The 20135-nt window shown below is 32.9% G+C and carries 30 protein-coding genes and 3 pseudogenes; 10 read left to right on the forward strand and 23 right to left on the reverse strand.

The features are described from left to right. Positions 1–59: 59 nt before the first annotated feature. From ACUXEY_RS19065 to ytfJ, 3 genes are all read right to left on the reverse strand, one after another. Positions 60–380 (reverse strand): hypothetical protein, encoded by a 321-nt coding sequence (locus tag ACUXEY_RS19065; RefSeq protein ID WP_429601549.1) that lies wholly within the window; start codon positions 378–380, stop codon positions 60–62. Between the two features lie 51 nt (positions 381–431). After that, the gene (locus ACUXEY_RS19070) at positions 432–1208 is read right to left on the reverse strand and encodes an oxalate:formate antiporter (protein ID WP_000014091.1); all 777 of its coding nucleotides are present in this window, start codon (positions 1206–1208) and stop codon (positions 432–434) included. Positions 1209–1368: 160 nt separating this feature from the next. Further along, positions 1369–1794: a GerW family sporulation protein gene (gene ytfJ / locus ACUXEY_RS19075; protein ID WP_000349987.1), complete on the reverse strand. Its 426-nt coding sequence runs from the start codon at positions 1792–1794 to the stop codon at positions 1369–1371. Positions 1795–1936: 142 nt separating this feature from the next. Between ytfJ and ACUXEY_RS19080 the strand changes: the two are divergent. The 4 genes and pseudogenes from ACUXEY_RS19080 to ACUXEY_RS19095 all read left to right on the forward strand — a co-directional run. Further along, a pseudogene (locus ACUXEY_RS19080) lies at positions 1937–2389 on the forward strand (GNAT family N-acetyltransferase); the annotation flags it as partial. 364 nt (positions 2390–2753) lie between these two features. Next, entirely contained in the window at positions 2754–3077 is a 324-nt protein-coding gene (locus ACUXEY_RS19085; protein WP_061531419.1) for a hypothetical protein, read from the forward strand. A 52-nt stretch (positions 3078–3129) separates the two neighbouring features. Next, positions 3130–3213, forward strand: a pseudogene (locus tag ACUXEY_RS19090) (GNAT family N-acetyltransferase); the annotation flags it as partial. 209 nt (positions 3214–3422) lie between these two features. Beyond that, positions 3423–3758 carry a hypothetical protein gene (locus ACUXEY_RS19095; protein WP_139867454.1) on the forward strand — a complete coding sequence of 112 codons (336 nt, stop codon included), beginning with the start codon at positions 3423–3425 and terminating at the stop codon, positions 3756–3758. Between the two features lie 212 nt (positions 3759–3970). On the opposite strand, the gene ACUXEY_RS19100 is transcribed toward ACUXEY_RS19095, so the two are convergent. The 15 genes and pseudogenes from ACUXEY_RS19100 to ACUXEY_RS19170 all read right to left on the reverse strand — a co-directional run bounded on the left by ACUXEY_RS19100 (position 3971) and on the right by ACUXEY_RS19170 (position 9157). Next, positions 3971–4162, reverse strand: a complete 192-nt coding sequence (locus tag ACUXEY_RS19100) for a hypothetical protein (protein ID WP_461301392.1) — start codon at positions 4160–4162, stop codon at positions 3971–3973. A gap of 111 nt (positions 4163–4273) precedes the next feature. Further along, complete coding sequence (locus ACUXEY_RS19105; protein WP_461301334.1) at positions 4274–4486, reverse strand: hypothetical protein; 213 nt, start codon at positions 4484–4486, stop codon at positions 4274–4276. A gap of 61 nt (positions 4487–4547) precedes the next feature. Further along, entirely contained in the window at positions 4548–4772 is a 225-nt protein-coding gene (locus ACUXEY_RS19110) for a DUF4176 domain-containing protein (protein WP_078420111.1), read from the reverse strand. 2 nt (positions 4773–4774) lie between these two features. Continuing rightward, the gene (locus tag ACUXEY_RS19115; RefSeq protein WP_210625945.1) at positions 4775–4978 is read right to left on the reverse strand and encodes a hypothetical protein; all 204 of its coding nucleotides are present in this window, start codon (positions 4976–4978) and stop codon (positions 4775–4777) included. 125 nt (positions 4979–5103) lie between these two features. Continuing rightward, a complete protein-coding gene (locus tag ACUXEY_RS19120; protein WP_078420030.1) occupies positions 5104–5295 on the reverse strand; it encodes a hypothetical protein in 192 nt (63 codons plus the stop codon). A 126-nt stretch (positions 5296–5421) separates the two neighbouring features. Next, complete coding sequence (locus ACUXEY_RS19125) at positions 5422–5610, reverse strand: hypothetical protein (protein WP_461301335.1); 189 nt, start codon at positions 5608–5610, stop codon at positions 5422–5424. A gap of 268 nt (positions 5611–5878) precedes the next feature. Continuing rightward, complete coding sequence (locus ACUXEY_RS19130; protein ID WP_461301336.1) at positions 5879–6064, reverse strand: hypothetical protein; 186 nt, start codon at positions 6062–6064, stop codon at positions 5879–5881. A gap of 143 nt (positions 6065–6207) precedes the next feature. After that, positions 6208–6387 carry a hypothetical protein gene (locus tag ACUXEY_RS19135; RefSeq protein WP_373605321.1) on the reverse strand — a complete coding sequence of 60 codons (180 nt, stop codon included), beginning with the start codon at positions 6385–6387 and terminating at the stop codon, positions 6208–6210. A 579-nt stretch (positions 6388–6966) separates the two neighbouring features. After that, complete coding sequence (locus tag ACUXEY_RS19140; RefSeq protein WP_461301337.1) at positions 6967–7155, reverse strand: hypothetical protein; 189 nt, start codon at positions 7153–7155, stop codon at positions 6967–6969. 83 nt (positions 7156–7238) lie between these two features. Further along, positions 7239–7433: a hypothetical protein gene (locus ACUXEY_RS19145; protein ID WP_340438099.1), complete on the reverse strand. Its 195-nt coding sequence runs from the start codon at positions 7431–7433 to the stop codon at positions 7239–7241. Next, the gene (locus ACUXEY_RS19150; RefSeq protein WP_461301338.1) at positions 7434–7628 is read right to left on the reverse strand and encodes a hypothetical protein; all 195 of its coding nucleotides are present in this window, start codon (positions 7626–7628) and stop codon (positions 7434–7436) included. A 13-nt stretch (positions 7629–7641) separates the two neighbouring features. After that, on the reverse strand, positions 7642–8019 hold the full coding sequence (locus ACUXEY_RS19155) for a cupin (RefSeq protein WP_461301339.1): 378 nt from the start codon (positions 8017–8019) through the stop codon (positions 7642–7644). A 12-nt stretch (positions 8020–8031) separates the two neighbouring features. Continuing rightward, positions 8032–8517 (reverse strand): GNAT family N-acetyltransferase, encoded by a 486-nt coding sequence (locus ACUXEY_RS19160; protein ID WP_461301340.1) that lies wholly within the window; start codon positions 8515–8517, stop codon positions 8032–8034. After that, a pseudogene (locus tag ACUXEY_RS19165) lies at positions 8514–8621 on the reverse strand (2'-5' RNA ligase family protein); the annotation flags it as partial. The pseudogene ACUXEY_RS19165 and the gene ACUXEY_RS19160, both read right to left, overlap by 4 nt. After that, positions 8600–9157, reverse strand: coding sequence for a GNAT family N-acetyltransferase (locus ACUXEY_RS19170; protein WP_461301341.1), 558 nt, complete (start codon positions 9155–9157; stop codon positions 8600–8602). The gene ACUXEY_RS19170 and the pseudogene ACUXEY_RS19165, both read right to left, overlap by 22 nt. Positions 9158–9293: 136 nt before the next feature. On the opposite strand from ACUXEY_RS19170, the gene ACUXEY_RS19175 reads away from it, so the two are divergent. Then, positions 9294–9899, forward strand: coding sequence for a DUF1648 domain-containing protein (locus ACUXEY_RS19175; protein ID WP_461301342.1), 606 nt, complete (start codon positions 9294–9296; stop codon positions 9897–9899). Between the two features lie 52 nt (positions 9900–9951). On the opposite strand, the gene ACUXEY_RS19180 is transcribed toward ACUXEY_RS19175, so the two are convergent. Further along, positions 9952–11079 carry a metallophosphoesterase gene (locus tag ACUXEY_RS19180; protein ID WP_461301343.1) on the reverse strand — a complete coding sequence of 376 codons (1128 nt, stop codon included), beginning with the start codon at positions 11077–11079 and terminating at the stop codon, positions 9952–9954. 120 nt (positions 11080–11199) lie between these two features. Next, positions 11200–11622, reverse strand: coding sequence for a GNAT family N-acetyltransferase (locus tag ACUXEY_RS19185; RefSeq protein WP_461301344.1), 423 nt, complete (start codon positions 11620–11622; stop codon positions 11200–11202). Positions 11623–11752: 130 nt separating this feature from the next. Between ACUXEY_RS19185 and pdxR the strand changes: the two genes are divergently transcribed. Beyond that, positions 11753–13153, forward strand: a complete 1401-nt coding sequence (pdxR, locus tag ACUXEY_RS19190; protein ID WP_461301345.1) for a MocR-like pyridoxine biosynthesis transcription factor PdxR — start codon at positions 11753–11755, stop codon at positions 13151–13153. Positions 13154–13199: 46 nt separating this feature from the next. On the opposite strand, the gene ACUXEY_RS19195 is transcribed toward pdxR, so the two are convergent. Both ACUXEY_RS19195 and ACUXEY_RS19200 read right to left on the reverse strand, forming a co-directional pair. Continuing rightward, entirely contained in the window at positions 13200–14045 is an 846-nt protein-coding gene (locus ACUXEY_RS19195; protein ID WP_000755131.1) for a YitT family protein, read from the reverse strand. 169 nt (positions 14046–14214) lie between these two features. Further along, a complete protein-coding gene (locus ACUXEY_RS19200) occupies positions 14215–15423 on the reverse strand; it encodes a macrolide family glycosyltransferase (protein ID WP_461301346.1) in 1209 nt (402 codons plus the stop codon). 385 nt (positions 15424–15808) lie between these two features. Here ACUXEY_RS19200 and ACUXEY_RS19205 point away from each other — a divergent pair, with 385 nt between their 5' ends. Genes ACUXEY_RS19205 through ACUXEY_RS19215 form a run of 3 tightly spaced genes read left to right on the forward strand, consistent with a single transcriptional unit; the run spans position 15809 to position 18304 of the window. After that, the gene (locus ACUXEY_RS19205; RefSeq protein WP_461301347.1) at positions 15809–16687 is read left to right on the forward strand and encodes a nitrate reductase; all 879 of its coding nucleotides are present in this window, start codon (positions 15809–15811) and stop codon (positions 16685–16687) included. Positions 16688–16710: 23 nt separating this feature from the next. Beyond that, positions 16711–17598 (forward strand): GNAT family N-acetyltransferase, encoded by an 888-nt coding sequence (locus ACUXEY_RS19210; protein ID WP_461301348.1) that lies wholly within the window; start codon positions 16711–16713, stop codon positions 17596–17598. After that, positions 17591–18304, forward strand: a complete 714-nt coding sequence (locus ACUXEY_RS19215) for a class I SAM-dependent DNA methyltransferase (protein WP_461301349.1) — start codon at positions 17591–17593, stop codon at positions 18302–18304. The genes ACUXEY_RS19210 and ACUXEY_RS19215 overlap by 8 nt, the downstream gene beginning before the upstream one ends. A gap of 20 nt (positions 18305–18324) precedes the next feature. Here ACUXEY_RS19215 and alr read toward each other — a convergent pair whose 3' ends face one another. Beyond that, entirely contained in the window at positions 18325–19500 is a 1176-nt protein-coding gene (gene alr, locus ACUXEY_RS19220; RefSeq protein ID WP_461301350.1) for an alanine racemase, read from the reverse strand. Positions 19501–19671: 171 nt separating this feature from the next. Between alr and ACUXEY_RS19225 the strand changes: the two genes are divergently transcribed. Next, positions 19672–20133, forward strand: coding sequence for a DinB family protein (locus tag ACUXEY_RS19225; protein ID WP_166704488.1), 462 nt, complete (start codon positions 19672–19674; stop codon positions 20131–20133). The last annotated feature ends 2 nt before the right edge of the window (positions 20134–20135 follow it).

Here is a 20135-nt window from a genome sequence, read left to right on the forward strand (position 1 = left end):
CCTATGCTTGTCTTACTTCATCTATATGAACATAAGCATAAGAAAAAGACCTTCTATTACTAGAAAGTCTTCTCTGAAACAAAAAGAAATGTACCAAACATTCCTACCCCGCCATATTCTTTCGTAACACCAGCTTCAGTTTTAAATGTTTGCTTTACAGTCATAAAGAAGACACCATTTCGTGCATCTGTACTTTCAAATTGTAATTTTTCTTTTTTGCCGTCTACATTTTGCGTGCATTCAAAACTACCCTCATCACATTTCAATGCATACTTATCCTCTACATACACTTTAAAATCTGATTCTTTCGGACAAGTAATAAGTAAAATTGCCACGAGTATAATACTTACAATACCCACAATTGTATAATATTTCTTCATTTGAACTCCTTTCAAATGACAAGAAAACTTGACTTCATGCGCCAAGTTTTCTTAGTCCACAACCCATTGCCATTCTTGTTCTTTCTTATCAAAAATAAGCCAACCAGTCTCTGTTGCTTCTTCTTTCAATTCATCGATATTATCTAGCACCTCATCCGTACTTTCATACGAACCAACTACATATACCGGAATTTCAAGACCCCTTCTTGACTCAATTTTCCCTGCCAGATCAATATAAAGACCATCTTCCATTAATGGAAGAAGCCCCATGATTACTTCTTTTGAAATTGCTGGGAAAATCTTTGATTTTTGGAAGAAAGAAAAACGTTTCTTACCGAAAGCACCGAGTTTATAAGGAATGACTTTACTTAACATCCCTACAAAGTCTGCAATTCTACGATAATACACTTTGTTGTACCATCCGTCATCATGTGAAAAATAAACAAATCTATTTTTCAATAACGGAAAGAATGTTCTTGCAAGTGGTTCTTTTTTGTGAGCCAAATATAAAAGCTCTGCAATTTCTTTTGGCTCTAATTCATCTAAATCGCTTGCATCATCAAAATCTACCCAACAAAATTCATCAAATTCATCAATCTCTGCTTGAATTAACTTATGTATATTTTCTTCCTCAACATATTCAAATAAAGTATGATAATGAAAATCTGTCCATTCAAAATTATGCTTTAAAAGCAACACTTGATGAAGCGGTGAAGGGATGTTACTTGCAAACTCTTTAAACGTAATTCCTGATGTGATAAAACAATGACCTCGACGATTACCATTAATATATATCATATTCTTTACTTGGTCAGATCCTCCAGACAAAGCACCTAGCCACCTTCGTTTTATATGTTTCAATTCTATAGCATATTTTAACATGAAAAATTTTAGAAACATAGAAAAAAGTTCAAAAACTATTTACAATTTCATGTGTTTTATTACATAGTGATTACAAGAAAAAACGCCTGCTCGTAAGCAGGCGTTTTTAAAGGATTTCATCTGGGTTTTGAGGATGATGATTTCCCTCTTTCTTTTCATCTTTTTGGAACATCGATTGAATTTTATCAATTGTTTGTGGAGCTAATTCAATCATTTTTTCTGCTAAATGTGTCGCATTTTGTAGATGAAGAATATTTACTCCATCTTTGTTCACCACAAGAAATGCTACTGGTGTAATAGAAACACCACCTGCGCTACCGCCACCAAATGCAGGGTTACCGTTCGCTCTTTGTCCATCATTCGTTTGGAAATCAGAACCTCCTGCTCCAAAACCGAACGCTACTTTAGAAACCGTTAACACCACACCACCGTCAGCCGTTTGAACAGGCTCTCCAACAATCGTATTTACATCGACCATTTCCTTCAAATTTTCCATTGCTGCTTTCATTAATCCTTGAATTGGATGATCCACCGTTCATAACCTCCTTTGTCATATCTTTCCTAGTTTTTCCGAAAGTTGGTGAACTAAACATAAAATTTTATATTGCTTTCAAAAAACTTAAGTTGTAAAATTCAGAAAAGTAAAAAACATTCCATTTTATGATGATACGAAAATTAAGAAAGATCATGAACAAGTATCCGCTTACCCAAAAGAAGAAGCAGCCCATAACTGATTTATTATTGGAGATATAGAGTCTTTCGGTTATGAAACAGACTTTCAAGGTCTGTGGGGAGTATTTCAAGAGAATGGAACATTAAAATCAATTTTACTCGGCTTCCATGATTCATTTATACCATGTAGTAAAGAAGAATTTGTTACCTCTCATTATGAGGCACTTCTTTCCGCATATAAGCTGATAAAACTCTCTGGAAAGTCAACTTATTGTTGAACGATTTAAAACTGTTTCAAATATACAGCTCGGTGCTAAAAATGAAATGTATTTTATAAATGTCTAGATGCCGACAACTTACCTAGTACGCCTGGCCAAGAAACAATTAAACTTGCCACACTAGATGTTGTAGAGCGAATTATGCAATTGCGGAGTAACATCATTGAATTTCCTACAAGATCAAACTGCTGAGGAATACACACTATTAGGGGAGCGCCAGTATATTGGAAAAATCCACGTTAAGAGCATGCAAGATTTCATACAGGTTTTTGGCTAATTCAGTAACATACGAGAACCCTAAAACCTACGCTAGGATAGGGATACATATAAAGTTGCATAAAATTATATAAAAAGAAAAAGACAGATTCCTTTTGAGGGTAGGATTTCTCCATGTGCTTGCTACCAATCAGAAGACGTTATGTTAATTGAGGATGAACACAATATATAATAAAAATCCCTCGTTTTCTCTTCTTATCACATGATAAAATGATTATAAGTGATAAATTTCGAAATCATTAGAGAATACAAAAGGATTGATTACATGAAAAAAGGATTAGGATTACTTGTAACTATAATGATTGAAGCTGGAATTGTATATAAATCATCTAAGATCTTAAAATGGAGTTTTGTTGATTTAACTTTCTTCGCTGGAATATGTTTTGTCATTATTACATATTACTTTAGCAGTAAAGGCGGATTTTCTAGCAACAGTGTTCGCCTCCAAGCTCAAGCTAGATTGGGTATTAAAGTAGAGGAAGAAAAATTTGAATTAAGTGTAAATCCTATTTTAATAGGATCTATTGTTTATACAGTATTATCTTTAATACTTGTAGTAATAAGTTATTGGGATTACTTTATCAAATAATTTTCACTTTCAATAACGAGAATTATGTAAATGAGCTGTCCAAACGGATGGCTTATTTTATAACAACCCAGCTGCTGGCCGAATTTATAAACGATTAAGATTTAAAAATATTAGAATGCGAGCGATGTATCGATAATAAAAAGCTTTGTTCGCTGAATTACGATACTTTAGAGGTTTGAGACGTATAATGAGAAATGTTTTTGTTCAATACGTTCGTTGATACCGTTCACTCTTAACAATGTTTATCGTTATCCATATTTCACCCTACATCTTATTAATGGTAAAATTATTTCTGCATTTCCAAGACAAAATCGATAAAATTAATTTTTTGAAGGAGAACATAATATGGATTACAAATTCGAATTACTTAGTACAGGTAGCTTAGTTATTAGACTACAAAAAGAATTCGATACTTTAGAAGCTTTTTTAAATGTGGAGGTATCCACATTCGGTGATTGGATAGCAGAAACTGTAGATAAAGTTTTAAACAAAAAAAGTCATCACGAAAAAATAAGTGCGAATATTTTTGGGGCAGATGTTCGAAGAGATACAACAGTTATATTTAATAAGTATGATGAAGATGAAATCGAAATCCCTCTTGAAATAGAAACTATTACATTAAGAAATCTAATAGATATTTATTTAAATGAGCATACAAAATTAATAAGCGAAAAAAAATAATCATTAAATAATATTACATATATTACAAAATGACACACATTCACATACTTATCACTAGCGGTAATATATAACACGTCACTTTCAAAAAATATCCTTTAATTTCAAAACCATAAGATGATGTTCGCTACTTACTTATTAAAGTACAGCTCTCTCCAACTCTTATGGAAAGTTTATTATTATCATTTCCCAATCAATATAAAATTCCTAGGTGTTTATTCACCTCTATTTGTAATTTTTTTAGCTAAACGATTAAATAATACTGAACTTCCATATGCCAACACCCCAATACCAATCATACCAATACTGAAAAATAGTTTCTGCCATAAATTAAATGGGAAAAACCACCCTGCAATAACAAGTACCATTGTGCCAATAATAATCATAAATTTGCCTTGTTTCAAAATAAATTTGCTCCTCTCTTTCAAAGAAAAAATGAATCCTCCATTACGATGAAAATAACGTTAAAAGAGGCAACCAGTATGCCACCTCCCAATTAAAACTATTAGTTATACATGTTACATATTTTTAGCTGTGATTCCATACAATCTATCTCTATTTCCCCTCTTCTTTTTTCGATTTTTAAACATAATCTCTAACACTACCACTGTGGTGAATCCTACAGTTAGTTGTAACCCTGTAAACAGCAGTTTATCATTTAAAGGAACATCAGGTGCACTCCACAGTAGTACCGGAGGGATAAGTATACCTATGATTACAAGGGTTCTCATTATCTTTCCACTTTCGTATTTTTAAAATCTATATGTATTTTTCAATTTTTTATAATTCTACTTATTTCCCACGTAAAATTATCAAATACCCTCTATGCACTTCATCTACAACCTTATCATGATTAAAGCATAACACTTTTTCATCATCTAAATATCCAACCGGATAAAGAACTCCTACATAATCAAAAGCACGTTTATCTGCTGAAATGATCATTCTTCCAATAATCATAACAGTTTGGTTTAAATCTTTTAGCTTTACAACTGAACCAATCGGGAAAAACTTTATCGTCATTCTCCATTGTTTTTAGATATATTTTTCAACTTGTTACTCATAATTTCTAATAGATAGGAAGTTCCAATACCTATTCCACCAATAATTAATGCTGCAATAGCTGTTAAAAACCTTTTTCCCATTGGCTGCGGAAAAAAGAATGAAGAGAAAAATAACACCACGGTAAACATATACATCAAAATACGTCCTTGTTTAAACATGTGTGATTACTCCTTTTTTTCAGGTTTCAAGAAAAACCTCCTCCGAAACCTTTGTGGGTTATCCCTCTTGAAATCGCCCTTAATAGGTATTATTATCATGATGATCTCCCCCTCTTGTATTAACCTTATTTATGTTTAAATTTACTATACATCCATTCGTAAAACTTATTAGTACCAAGTGCACATGCTCCCAAAATAAGAACACCTATAATAAAACCAACCTTTTTAGGCAATTCATAAGGAGACATTATAGCGACTACAAGAAATATAGCAATTGCAACATATGTAATATATTTTCCAGCCTTAAATGGTTGCATATTAGTTTGCTCCTCTCTTAATCTCCAATTTTAATAGTACCACCTATCCCATAACCATCTCTAACGTATAATCCTGTTTCTTTTCCTAATTAATATCGGATTGTCCCTATCCTTTTTCAAACTTTATTATTCTTTAAATTTGTTATATATTCGTCCTACTACTTTATTCGCTCCCAAGGAAATGGCCCCTAAAATTAAAACAAAAATAATAAGAGCAATCTTTTTAGGTAGGCTATATGGCAATAACATAGCAAATATAAGAAGTATCAAAACTGCAACATATGTAATATATTTCCCAGCCTTTAATGATCGCATATTCATACGCTCCTCTCTTAATCCTCAAACTTAATGGTATCGCCTACAACATAACCCATGGTCTCCTATAACTAGAGTAAAATCTAATATAAGAAAAGATTTCATTCAACTTCTTACTTATTAACCGTAACTTCTATTGCTAGTTTGGCTGTCTACATAATCAAAATTACATTTATGTGCCGATTCGACCATTATAACAATAATCATCAAAATTGTTTTAATCCCTCTAGTTTCACTACTACTCCAATCGACAAAAGTTTTATTTATTTCACTTTTTATGTATCTTTTGATAAATTCGTTCAAATAAAACTGAAGACCACACAGCTATTACACCGAATAAAAATATTACAAGTACATTTATTAATCTTGTTTTATTGTCTGCTGGCACTATAAAACTCGCGATGAGTGTTACTAATGTGCCAATAACAATTATAATTCTTCCTTGCTTTAACATTTAGTTACTCCTTTTTCTTTGTCCAAGCTACCTTTATAGCCATATTAACTGAATTTGTATTCATCTACATTTAGAAGAATGTAATAAATACAAATTTCTCTTCATTTCAATTTATAGAAAAGAAATGCTCATTAATCCAAGTTTCATTTATTTATCCTTCTGCTAATATAATCCATTAAAGTAATAGCTCCGATCCCCATAGCTCCCCAGAAAATCATACTACATGTATATATTACCTTTTCCTTAATTGAATATGGACCTACTAGTCCAACAATGATTGAAATTACAACTCCTATAATCATTACAATTTTCGCGATTTTCATCATCCTACTGTCCCTTATCTATTTTTCCATTAAAATTTTGAATAATATTAATAACAACAGAGTTCCACACTAGAGAAATTACAGTAAACAAAGTTGCAACTAAAGCAACTATAATTTTATCTTTCCACGTGTTCTGTACTACCATTGATAGTATCATCATTATTAATCCACAAGTGCATATAAATATTTTTGTACCTTTACGCATATTCAAATTATTTTCACACTTCTTTCTAAAACTGAAAAGAAAATTTTTCATTCACCAGTATTAACAATTAACAGAATTATACCTACAATAAATTAGGTCCTTACTTTCTTAAACAAGCTAATTATTTCTATTCTCTCTAAATTTACTAATTATGTATTCTACTAAGTTTGTAGTCCCAAGAGACATTGCACCCAATACCAGTATAAAAATAAAAGAAATAATTTTCCCTTTTAAAACGAAAGGAAAGAATATACTAGCAATGGCCATTGCTATAAATCCAATAATTTTAATAATTTTAACATTCTCTTATTCCCCTTGTTTTTTAACTTTACAAATAGACCACCAACTACTTTTCCGATTGGTAAAATTTTTATTTATTTCTCTTTTCTTTGCTTTTTTATAATGTAATCTAATAATGTAAGTCCACCTAACCCGATTGCACCATAAACGACCATACCTAGTGTATGTACTCCCTTTTCTTTTAACGAAAAGGGAGTTATTAGTCCTGCAATGATTACAATTACAATTGCTATAATCATTACTACTCTTGCGATTTTTATCATCCTATGTCTCCTTTCCCGTCTTCTCAAACTATACAAATCTACATCTTTGAGTTTTCCTACCTCCCCCACTGGAAACTTTTTATTTATCCTCTGTTATCTTTTGCTTCACTAATAAAGTTCATCAAATATGTAAATCCAATTGCTAATCCGCCAAAAACAAGTACAAAAAAGAAAGTAAGTATACGATCTCCTACTGACTGTGGAAAAAATAATGAGAGTAATGCAATAATAGGTACTGTTATTAAATATATAGTTCTCATTCGCTTGAAAGGTCGCATTTATTTACTCCTTTTTCTATTGAATTTCTCCATAAAATTTATAACAAATGTGTTCCATACTAGAGAAAATCCAGTAAATATAAGAACAGCTAGCGAAATAACAATTTTATCTTTCCACGTCTCTCCAGTTATCATAGCTAGTGTGATTAATAGTACTGCTGCTGCACAGATTACTATTTGTGTAACTTTGCGCATAGTAATCCCCTCCTTACACACCTTTATCATCAAATTTCCCCACTTCTTTCATTAAAACTCCTTTCTCAAGTTCCTCCGACTCAATCACAATTGCCATCAATCCCTTTTCCGTACTCGTTTCATGAAACTCACCCTTCTCCCAAAACACAGCTTGTCCCGCTTCCACCTTCACTTTTTCTTTATTTGCTCCGCATACATATCCTTCTCCGTCCACAATAAGAAGCAGTTGCGATACAACTGCTTCATGATATCCAATTATTCCATTCTCTTTTAAATGCATAACACCGATATGTATATTCCCTTGATGGTTTACTATTTTCGACATTATGAAATTAGATTGAAATGCTGTGATTTGCTTTCCTACTTTTTCACTAAAATCAAAAATCTTCACTTCTAGTCCTCCTTATATGTATAAAACCATCCTTACTGTCTGCATCATATGTCCTTCAAAATCTTCTTCAAATTCCTCTAATTGTGCAAAACCTTTCGCTTCATAAAAACGTTTTCCTTTTTCATTCGCTGCTTCTACATGAATGTATAATTTTCGAATTCCTTTTAATGCCGTTAACCCTTTTTGTAATAAAGCACTTCCTATCCCTTTTCCTTGCTGATCAGGTAACAAATAAATCGCGCCTAATTCTGCTTCGTTTTGCAGTCTAACAGGTGAAAAATTTGCAAAGCCAATTACTTCTCCCTCTTCTTCTGCAACGAATAAATGTGTATTTTCAAGACGATATTTCATTTTTTCGTCAGAATATGCCTCGTCTAAAAAACTATCTTGAATCTTTCTCGGAATAATGCCTTCGTATGTATCATGCCAAGCTATTCTCGCTACTGATTGTACAGCGTGAATATCTTCTTGCTTCATTTCTCTAATTACATATGTCATCTCGTTGTCTCCATTCTCTTAAAATTATATTCTGCTAATATACTAGAAGAAATGGCAGAACCATTTTCATAATTCACCTTAATTAATTTTTCAATGCTTCCCATTCTTCACGAATCATTCCCATTCGAATAGAATCATAGTACGTTCCGTTATAATAACGGCATTTGCGCATTCTACCTTCTAAAGTCATTCCTATTTTCTCTGCTACTTTCATCATGCGTTCATTGCCAGACCAAGTCGTAATCCCTACTCTACCAATCTCCATCTTTTCAAATAGCAAATCTCGATATAACGTTAACGCTTCTGTACCATAACCACCATTCCAGTAATTTGGATTATAAATAACAAGACCCATCTCTAACCAACGCGTCGGTTTATATTCCCAATAAAACCCGACCGTCCCTATAATTTGACCGTTATTTTCTATAATTAAATTAGATAGAGGTTCTTCTTTTAAACGAGTTTGCATCTTCTCCTTATAGGGTGAGTATTCTTGCATTGAAAACGGAAAATACGGTGCATCCCATTTTTTCCATTCTGGATTTTCTTCTTTAAATATGAGGTTCCATAATGTTTTTATATCTGATTCTTCAATTGTACGAATTGTTAATTTATCCCCTTTTACTATTACGTTTTGCATAATTCCCTCCTACAATCCTCTTTATTTCATATATAATTATAATATTTTTTCAGAAAAATCAAAACAGATATCGTTTATTATATTGTATAATTTTGTTATAAGATACCAATTATTCATGTAGAAAGCTGGTGATTCAATGAATAATCGATTTAGTATTGCTTTATTTCTCACTATTATTACGACGAATATTATTCTCTATTTCTTCTTACCATTACGTATTGTTACGAAATGGGACTTCAATGGAACGCCTACATCAACAATGGATAAAAGTACTTTTGTTATCGTCAATATAATTATATGTTCCTTCTTATTCTTTTTATTTTTAGCTTTATCTAAAGTAGAGAGTAACCAGAAACCTCTCCTCTGGATCGGCAACATAATTTTACTATTTTTATTTTTTGTCGATATTGTCATTGCCCTCATCGCTCTTGACTTCGCACTCCCTCTTGATCATTTCATATTTATAGCATTAGGGCTTTTATTTATATTAATAGGCTATTTCGGTTCCAAAATTGATACGACTAAATCAACAATTTCATTGGAATGGAATGATAAGCACCTTGAAAAAAGAGCTTCAAATATTTGTAGTATTTCAATGATGATAGCAGGTATTTTCCTAGCTGGGCTTCCATTTATCATTCCTGCTCCGTATAGAGGTTATGCTATACTCACAATTATTTTAGGGATGACGATTGTCATTTTACCGAGTACGATTTATTTACTTGTTAAAGACAGCAAGTAATCTACTCATATAAAAAGATAATAAAAAAATAGGAGGCTCCATCCCTCCTATTTCAGCTAAACGTTTTCTTTTTCATCTTTTCTATCTCAACTAAAATCCCTTTCTCTATCCAACCTTCTACTCCATCTTTTTTAATTAAATCATATCCTGAGCAGCTACCATCAATGAGAGAAACAATATCCCCTTTTTTTACGCTTATTTGCGCACAAGAAATATCGGTTTTCACTGTGTATTCACCTGAATCAAGTTGCTTAATGTATTCATCTTTCACAGAAAGTAATGTATTCGTTTGCTTTTGCCTGCATATTGTGTAATCTTGCTTCTTCTCAATAGGCTCTATGTAATAATGTGGATAGGTAACCCCGCCCTGCATTGTTGCATCGGCATGAAAATCTGCTATTACTTCACATTCCGGGAAATAGTCTACATATGTATAAGAAAACTTATCACTTGCACTTGTCCTCTGAATGATAAATGCATTTAATTGTCCTGCCTCTTTAATCGCATTTCCGCCGTCAATCGCTATAATCTTTTTCTCCTTATCAATAACTGGATTGTTAGACGGTGCCTTCTCTGAGTAGTTTACAACAGGCCAATGACCGACAACTACATACTTATTTGCTTTATGTGATTGATTGAAAAACTCCGGCATTGCTATCGCATTTTTTCGTTCTGTTTCTTTCCAATCCTCTCTATCTTCAAGGCCAGCATGTACAAAAATATAACCCTCAGTTTCAATCGCTGTCGGCAATTCTGTTAACCATTCTATTTCTTTTGAAAAATGGCCCATCAATATGTTTTTCACTTCACAAATATCACTTTCTTCATTAACGGTGACTTTCAATTTCCCTAGCCATTCATTAAAAATTGTATTCTTTCGCGTACACAAATAATTTATTAGCGCAGGATTTTCATTTACAAGCGCCTCAACTACAACTTCACAGTTCCCTTCGACTACATAAACATTTGGCTTGCTAACTACTAGATCCATCACATAGTTTACGACGCCAACGCTATCTCTTCCTTTCTCACAAAGATCACCATTTATAATTAAATAATCTTCATCTTTAAAATTAACTTTATGTAGTAATTCTTTTAAAAGAGGTAATTCTCCATGAATATCAGATATTACGATTACTCTAACATCATTAGGGATTGATAGTTTCTTTATTTTTTCCAAGTATAAGCGCTCCAATCATTCTCTGTATTATTTATGAAAAAACAATTCAACAACATAAATTATAAACCTTTCTAAAAAAAATAGGTTCTATATATTATGTCATATAGAACCTATCCTGCTTTATAATTCTTTATGAAAAGAATAGCTTACCTTATCATAGCCTTCTCTTTCATAAAAGCGGTGAGCGTCTAATCTAGGAAACGCTGATGTAAGAGCAGTGGACTCACATTCATTTTCTTTTCCCCAGTTCTCTATATACGAGAGTAATACATTCCCATATCCTTTTGAACGATGTGCTTCCGCTGTTACAAGGTCATATACGAAAACGTGCTTCTTATTATAAAAATTCGTACAAATTGCTACACCGGCTAAACTCACAACTTCTCCCTCTTCATTACGTAGCGAAAATAGTTTATAGTTTTCTTCTTGCATTTTTTGAAATAAAGAACTTACTTCTTCTTTTGAAAGTTTTGTTCTTAACTGCTGTAATACAGGAAATACATCATGTAAATCCGCTTCTGTTACTACTTCTTTAATATGCATTATGATTCTCTCCTTACTATTTATAAAATTTTCTAAATGTTATATCATCATTATAGAAAGCGACTGCCCTTAGCTTAAGTGACAGTTCTATTCTTTTTTATAAGGCCAGTATAAAAAGGAGCGTCTATAAATGGATCTGAATATCCCATTAGTATTACAAAGTAAAACACCCATTTACTTACAAATTTATGAATATATGAAACGAGAAATCTCTCAAGGATCACTACGTGCTGGTACACGCCTTCCTTCTCATAGAAATTTAGCTATGCAACTTAATGTGAGCCGTATTACAGTTGAATCTGCTTATCAACAATTACTAGCTGAAGGGTATGTAGAAAGCAAACCGAAACGTGGAATTTTTGTTGCCGAAGTCGATATTGATGTCATTCAAAAGAAACAGCAAATTACGTCAAACAGTGCTAATAAGAAAGAAAAAGAACAATATGATTATGATTGTAGCCAAGGGCTTATTGATCAAAAAGCTTTTCCGATAACAAACTGGAAAAGAGCATTACACGAAACTTTATTTCAATATGAAAATGAATTATTTGCTAAAGAAGATCCACAAGGTGAGCTTATTCTACGAAAACATATTTCAAAGTATTTATATCATGCTCGCGGGGTACATTCTTCGCCTGATCAAATTATAATTGGAGCAGGTACACAGCCTCTTCTTTGGCTACTAATTCAACTACTTGGTTCAAAAAAAGAATATGGAATCGAAAATCCTGGGTTTCACCGTATACCTGCTATGATTCAAAGTTCTAATCTTCCCGTTCACCCTATCCCTTTAGATGATAAAGGCATTCATATTTCCGCTTTACGTGAATCGGGTTCCCATGTAGCGTATGTCACTCCATCCCACCAATTTCCACTTGGAATCATTATGCCATTATCTAGAAGACTCGAGTTATTAAAATGGGCGAATGATTGTGAGGGATATATTATTGAAGATGATTACGATGGGGAATTTCGTTATATAGGAAAACCCATTCCTTCTTTACAAGGACTAGATTCAAATGAACGCGTTATTTATATGGGAACTTTCTCAAAATCTTTTTTACCTTCTTTACGAATGGGATATATCGTTTTACCACCTCATCTTTTAACAGTCTATAGAGAACTTGGTGGTATGTTTAAACAAACAGTTTCTACGCTGCAGCAACTTACCTTTTCCACCTTTATTCAAAATGGTGATTGGGAACGCCATATTAACCGAAGTCGTACGTTATATAAAAGAAAACATATTTCTTTAATTAAGTGTATTACAAACGAGATGGGAAATAACGTTCATATACTCGGTGAACAATCCGGACTCCATATTGTACTTCACGTTCATAACGGGATGAACGAACAAGAACTTATTCATGCAGCCGCAAAACAACGTATTAAGTTATACCCTCTCTCCACATACGATTCAGTTCATAATGTAAAAGAAGATTCTTATGTATTGCTCGGTTTCGGTAGTATTCCAGAGGATCGGATCGAGACTGTTGTCCAATTACTGAAAAAGGCCTGGTTTCCTAAATAAAAATAGCTCCACGCAAGTTATACTTACGTGGAGCTATTTTTATTTACTATTTTTCTGATCTTGCTGCCCTTCCTGGACGCTTAACACCAGTTGTTTCTGTTGAATAAGAAGCTTCAATTATAGCGGTTGGATCTACAGAGAGAACGAGATCTTTCATTTTCGGATAAATGAAACGGTTTGTAATACAATAAATGATTCTCTTATGTTCTCCTAAAAAACCACCTTCTCCATGTAGATACGTAACGGATAATTGCAATTCTTTCATAAGTAGATCGCCTATTTCTTTATTTTTACCAGAAATAATCATAACGCTCTTTCCTTGATTAATGCCATCTAATATGAAATCAATCATCTTCGTAACAATATAGAAAATTGCTAATGAGAACATCGCTTGTTCAATTGAGAATAAAATGGCAACAAAGATGAAAATAACCGCATTTACTGCAAGTAAAAATGTACTAATCGGCACTTTAAAATGTTTATTCATCCAAACAGCTAACATTTCTGAGCCATCAATTGCTCCTCCCATTTTTACTACAATCCCTACACCAACACCAAATAGAACTCCTCCATAAAGAACAATTAACAATTCAGAAGTTGTAATTGCTGGAAATGGTTTCAAATAAATCAATCCGAGTGTTGTAACAACGTTTGCATAAGATGTACGGATAAAGAACTTCTTTCCCATTACTTTTGCAGTAAATAATAAAATCGGGATATTAATCCCTAAGAACACTCCATAAAGCGGCAATCCTGCAACTTTATTCGCCATAATAGCAATGGCCGTTACCCCGCCATCTACTAATCCATTAGGCGCTAAAATAAGCTCTAATGAACCTGCTACAATAATTGAGCCAATTGTTAATAATACGTATTCAAATACTTTCTTCATTCATTACCCCCAAAACTTATATATTTTCTTAGTATTATTTTAACGTAATTTTACTACTAATTCAAAGATATGAGTTTATATACACAAAAGTTTCACCTTTACAGTGATTTTTTATGTAATTTATTTATAGAAACACACTTACATATTACAGTAAGTGTGCTCCAAACATTTATTTGAGTTTTGAGTATGAATTCATTTTCATTTTTAAGATTTCATCAACTGCCCTATTATACCCACCAGCATTTCGAAGTGACTCTCCAACTTTACGACTATTTTCCTTAAACGTTACATCATACGTTACTTTCTCTACAGCTCCACGTAACGATTCAGAAGTTAATTCTTTACGATTAAGCCTTATTCCAGCCCCTACTTCAATCACTCGTTTCGCAACTAAAGGCTGATCCCCTGTTACCGGAATTACAACTAACGGGACACCGTAATATAGTGCTTCACTTGAACTATTCATACCACCGTGTGTCACGAATACATTAGCATACTGTAATACTTCTAATTGCGGCACATAATTAAACAACTTAAAGTTATTTGGAATATTTTCAAATTGACTTATATTTATCTTCTTACCAACGACTAATATGACTGTCGCTTCTACATCTTTAAACGCTTCAAAACATTTTTCATATAGCTCAGGTTGTTCATTAAAAACTGTTCCCATAGAAATGAAAATCAATTTTTTATCTTTTAAATCTTCCATAGGAAAGCCTCCTACTTCTTTACGCGTAGCAATTGATGGGCCGACAAACTTATATGATTCATCGAATACATCTGAACGCGGCTGATATTCCTTTGAAGTATATACAATCGTAATATCACCAGGGTGGTTCATAATATCATACATACTATTACATTTCATTCCATACTGTTTGTTCCATTTTTCTATTCCCGCTAAACAAGATTGATACAATGGATTCGTTTCATCTACTTTTCTTGATTCATGTTCATCGTTAAAAGTAATGTAATGATTAAAAGCAAACGTTGTACAAGAAGAAACGCTAGGTAATTTTAAAACATTGGCTATAATACGTCCTACTGGAAAATGATTATCGTATATTAAGTAATCGTACTTTTCCCCTTTTGTTTCTTCTACAATTTGAGTAACAATACGCTCTGATGCTTCCATCATATGAGACAGCATCGTCAAAGGACTCCCCCCTTCATTTACTCGCTCCATAATATTAATTTGAGAGAGGAAATTCTCAAACACTCGGAATTCTGCACCTGTTGCTTCAATCTTCTTTCTATAATCTTCAATACAATACGAAACAACTGTCTCCCCTCGCCGAATTAACTCATTTACAATAGCTAAAGTCGGATTTATATGACCTTCTCCAGGGAAATTTATTACGAGTACGTTTGCCATAATATTCTCTCCTATCTAATATTATTAATAATTAATCATGTTAATTAATTTAAAACTATTATAAAGGAATCTATTCTATTTCTTCACATTTTTCTCTTCATTTTATTATTGAGAAATATTTTTCATAACCTACATTATAACTCTCATAAAAGAATACTTAACTGTTCATTTACTGAAAAATAAAAGATTTATATTTGGTATTTTTACAGATTTATCATCAGAAACATTATTTTGATAATTCATACAAAACTAGAAAAATATAATTTCCACACTGATTTCTCACCATGAATGTATGTAAGTTCAATGTTATTCCTATCATTATCCACTTGGAACATATTCTGTTATATAATGAATTTATAGAATTTACAGAAAAAGGAGTGACTTCATGCTACAACAACTATTCACTTCACCTATTTTATCTGTTCAAGCTTTACACCCAGGTTATGAAGACCATGCAAGCGATGTATTTCTCGTCCGAACAGAAGAAGCAGAAGTTATCGTTCGTTCTTCTAAAATGAATGAAGAACCAACTAATGATTTTTGGCGGGGATGTAAAAACCTATTTGGAATTGATCCGAGGAATGTCCATCATTTAGAAACAGTTCATACATTGCTGCAAGAACATACTAATCTTCCTATCCCAGCAATATTAGGAAAACATATTTTAAATGGTCGTGAATTCGTTGTAGCCGAAAAGTTAGTAGGTAACACAGTTCAATCTTTTATCGAGCAACCAGATCCTATTTTATTCAGTTTAGGAAAAGGGCTTGCAGAAATACATAAATTTAAAGCCAATTACATAGGAAATGTGTCAGGTTCCTTCCAAATTACACTAGATGAATTCCATTCACATGTTTTAGATGTGGGTAAAGAGCTTGTAAATATGTTTTATTCCGATAATGAAAGCATACAAAATGCATTTTCTACTTTTGAGTCACAACTTTCTTCTTTACCAGCACCAAAGGAATCCACGCTCGTTTTAATTGATATGGACCCTACTCAGTTTTTATCAGATGGTTCTGCTATTACAGGTTTAGTAGATACAGAAGCCTATGTAGTTGCTCCCCGGGAGTTTGATTTTATCGGACTAGAATATGTACTTACCGAAAAAGTGGCTCATGCTTTTAAACAAGGATACGAAACCATTATGCCCATTCCTCATCTTGTAGAATGTAGACGTCCCTATCGATATTTATACCGGTTATTGTCTGTTCAGGGCAGTGTGGAGTTAGAAAAGTGGCTCAGTCATCCAGCCTATTTTTAAATAAGAATGAGAGGGATTATGAAATGAATATTGAACAAAAACAATCTTTAACAGCGAACGAAATTCAGCAAATGAAAGATTTAGCTCATATTTGCGGACAATACGATCGAATTGATTATTCTTCAGATTTACATGTAAACTTTTTAACTGATCGTAATAAAGAAGAGATACATGATTTTTTACTCTATGACGATACTCAATTAGTCGGTACATTAAGTATGTATGACTTTGAAAGACCGACAAAACTGGAATTAATAGGGTTTGTTCATCCGGACTATAGAAAACAACATATAGGCACCACTCTTTTACAAACTGCAATGAAAGAAATACGAAAAAGAGAGGCAGATGAAGCACTTCTTATTATGAATGGGGATTCTGCTTCTGGGAAAGAATTTGCAAAGCATATGAAGTTACCTTATTTATATAGTGAATACAGTATGGAGTTCAAAGCAAAAGAAGTGCAAAAACCAACAAAGAGTACTATACAGCTCACTCTTGCATCTTCAGAATCACTTCTTGATCTTATTGAACTTTCCAGTAAAGCCTTCGGAGATTCAGCAGAAAATACCGCTATATGGTTACAAAAAATGATGAATTCATCTTCTCATCAAGTTTACAGTGCTCTTATCTACGAAAAAGTGATAGGAACGATTACAGTTTCTGGGCAAGAACAATCTACTACACTATCAGGATTCGCCGTTCATCCTTCTTATCAAGGTAAAGGATATGGTAAAGATATTCTTAGTTATATGGTACATACCCTTATTACAGAAGGAGTTTCAACAATTGAATTAGACGTCGAAACGAAAAATAACCATGCTTTACAACTATATACACAATGTGGTTTTGAAATAAAAACGAAGCATGACTATTATAATGTAATGAATTTTGAGGTGAATACATATGTGTAAAAAAACAATTTATTGTGATTATGATATTTTTGCAGACATCTATAATAAACATTGGGGACATTTTGCTGAACAGTCCTATCTACTTTTGGAAAAACTCGTTTTACAATATGCACCACCATATTCTCATATTTTAGATCTTTGCTGCGGGACTGGTCACCTTACTAAGAAATTAATTGATAATACTTTTGTAGTAACTGGTATAGATGGTTCTGCCCAAATGATTGAATACGCACGTCAAAACGCGCCAGACGCAACCTTTATCGTCGATGATGCTCGTTATTTCAATATAAATGAGCAATTTCACTATGTTATCTCTACTGGCGATAGCTTAAATCATATTTTAAAATTAGATGAATTAAAAAGTGTTTTTCGTAATGTTTACTCCGTACTACATAGTGAAGCTACATTCGTATTTGATATGAATATGGAGAAAGGTTTTCTTGAAAATTGGATTGCTTCATTTCATATTTCAGCAGAAGAATATGTTTGTACGATTGATTCTACATATGATAACGAAAATAAAAAAGCAGAAATGAACTTTATACTATTTCAGCATGACATACATAATAATTGGACAAGAAGTGACTTTTCTTTTGAAGAAGCTTGTTATTCCAATGAAGAAATAATTTCTTCGTTGAAATCCGTTGGTTTTAAGAACATTCAAATACACGGTACAAATAGAGCATTTTTCATTTGTCAAAAATAAAAAAACTGAATCATAACGATTCAGTTTTTTCTTAGTATATTTACGACAGCAGCCGTTTCATTATTTTCTTTATACACTCGCGGGATTCTTCTGTCTAACATACATGTAACTTCATAGTTAATTGTACCTAACATATCAGCTACTTCTTCTACCGCAATTTCTTCTTCACCTTGCTTACCGTAGAATACTACTTCGTCTCCCACTTGTACTGGCATTGCTTTTGAAACGTCTAACATGAGCTGATCCATACAAACACGACCAATAACAGGTACTCGGACTCCATTTATTAATGCATGCCCTTTATTAGATAACTGACGGTTATAGCCATCCGCATAACCAATCGGTATAGTGGCAATCCATTCTTCACCAGTCGTTACATACGTATTCCCATAACTTACACCGCGATTTTTCTTTGCATGCTTAATATGAGCTACTTTTGATTTTAACGACAACGCAGGCTGTAACGAAACAACTGAATGATCTACCTCTTTTGAAGGATACATTCCATAAATTCCGATACCGACACGAACCATATTTTGAAATGTATTGCTAAGCTCCATTGATCCTGCACTATTTGAACTATGAATATATGGGATATGAATTCCTAATTCTTTTGCTGCATTAACAGCTTTTTCAAATAAACTTGTTTGCATATTCGTATAGGATTTATCGATTTCATCTGCCGTAGAGTAATGTGTAAACATTCCTACTACCTCTACATACTCCATACGGTTCAATTCTTCTAAAAATGGCATAACCTCTTCTTCTTGTAAACCGATACGACTCATTCCTGTATCAATTTTCACCTGAATTTGCGCTTTCTTTTGAAGACGGTTTGCGATTTCATTTATACCTTGTAAATCTTCACTTCTATAAACAGTCATCATAACGTCATATTGAATTGCCTCTTCCGCAGCTGCTACTGATGTATACCCTAAAATTAAAATCGGCACGTTAATTCCTGCTTCTCTTAACTCTATCGCTTCATCTACAAATGCAACTGCAAGCTGGTTTATTCCCGCTTCAATAGCAGCTTTCGCAACTTCAACTGCCCCGTGACCATACCCATTTGCTTTTACAGCAGCCATCATTGCAATATTTTCATCATTCACTCGTTTTTTAAATTCTTTTACATTATGTTTTACTGCATTTAAGTCAACTTCAACAATTGTATCTCTTCCATATTTCAAACTCATTGGTCTAACTCCTAACTCAATAATTGCATTCCATTCTATTTCACGTTTCTTATGACCTTTTACAATATAATACTTTTCAATATGCTAGTCAAACTACTAGAATTTTCGGAATTTTAAGTATGGTATAATACCCTTAAGAAACTATTATAAACGGAGGTGAGGAGAATTACAATGTTTGTTCAATCTTCCTTGCACCAACTTAAAGTTGCTGTTGATACTACTATTCAAATGCTTAACCAATATAATGAAGCCGAATTAAAAATACAACCCATTCACGCAAAGCGAACTCTATTTGAAATGTGCACCCATCTTTCTCTTATTTGCCATGCAGATCTACTCATTTTAAATGGCATTACAGAAAAACAACTACATACTTTCTATAAAGAACAAACACTCGAAACTATTACGCAAATGCAACAAACGATGATGCAGGGCTATGATTTACTTTCTAAAACTTTTTTATCCTATTCCAATGAACAATTAGCGGAAATGAAGACTGCTTATTGGGGTATTTCTTATTCACGCTTTGAATGGTTGCTTGAAATTGTTGCACACTTTTACCATCATCGTGGGCAAATTCATATTTTATTATGTGAGCACATTAAAAATCCTAACATACCTTTATTTCAATAAAG

The sequence above is a fragment of the Bacillus sp. F9_6S_D1_P_5 genome (assembly GCF_054823925.1).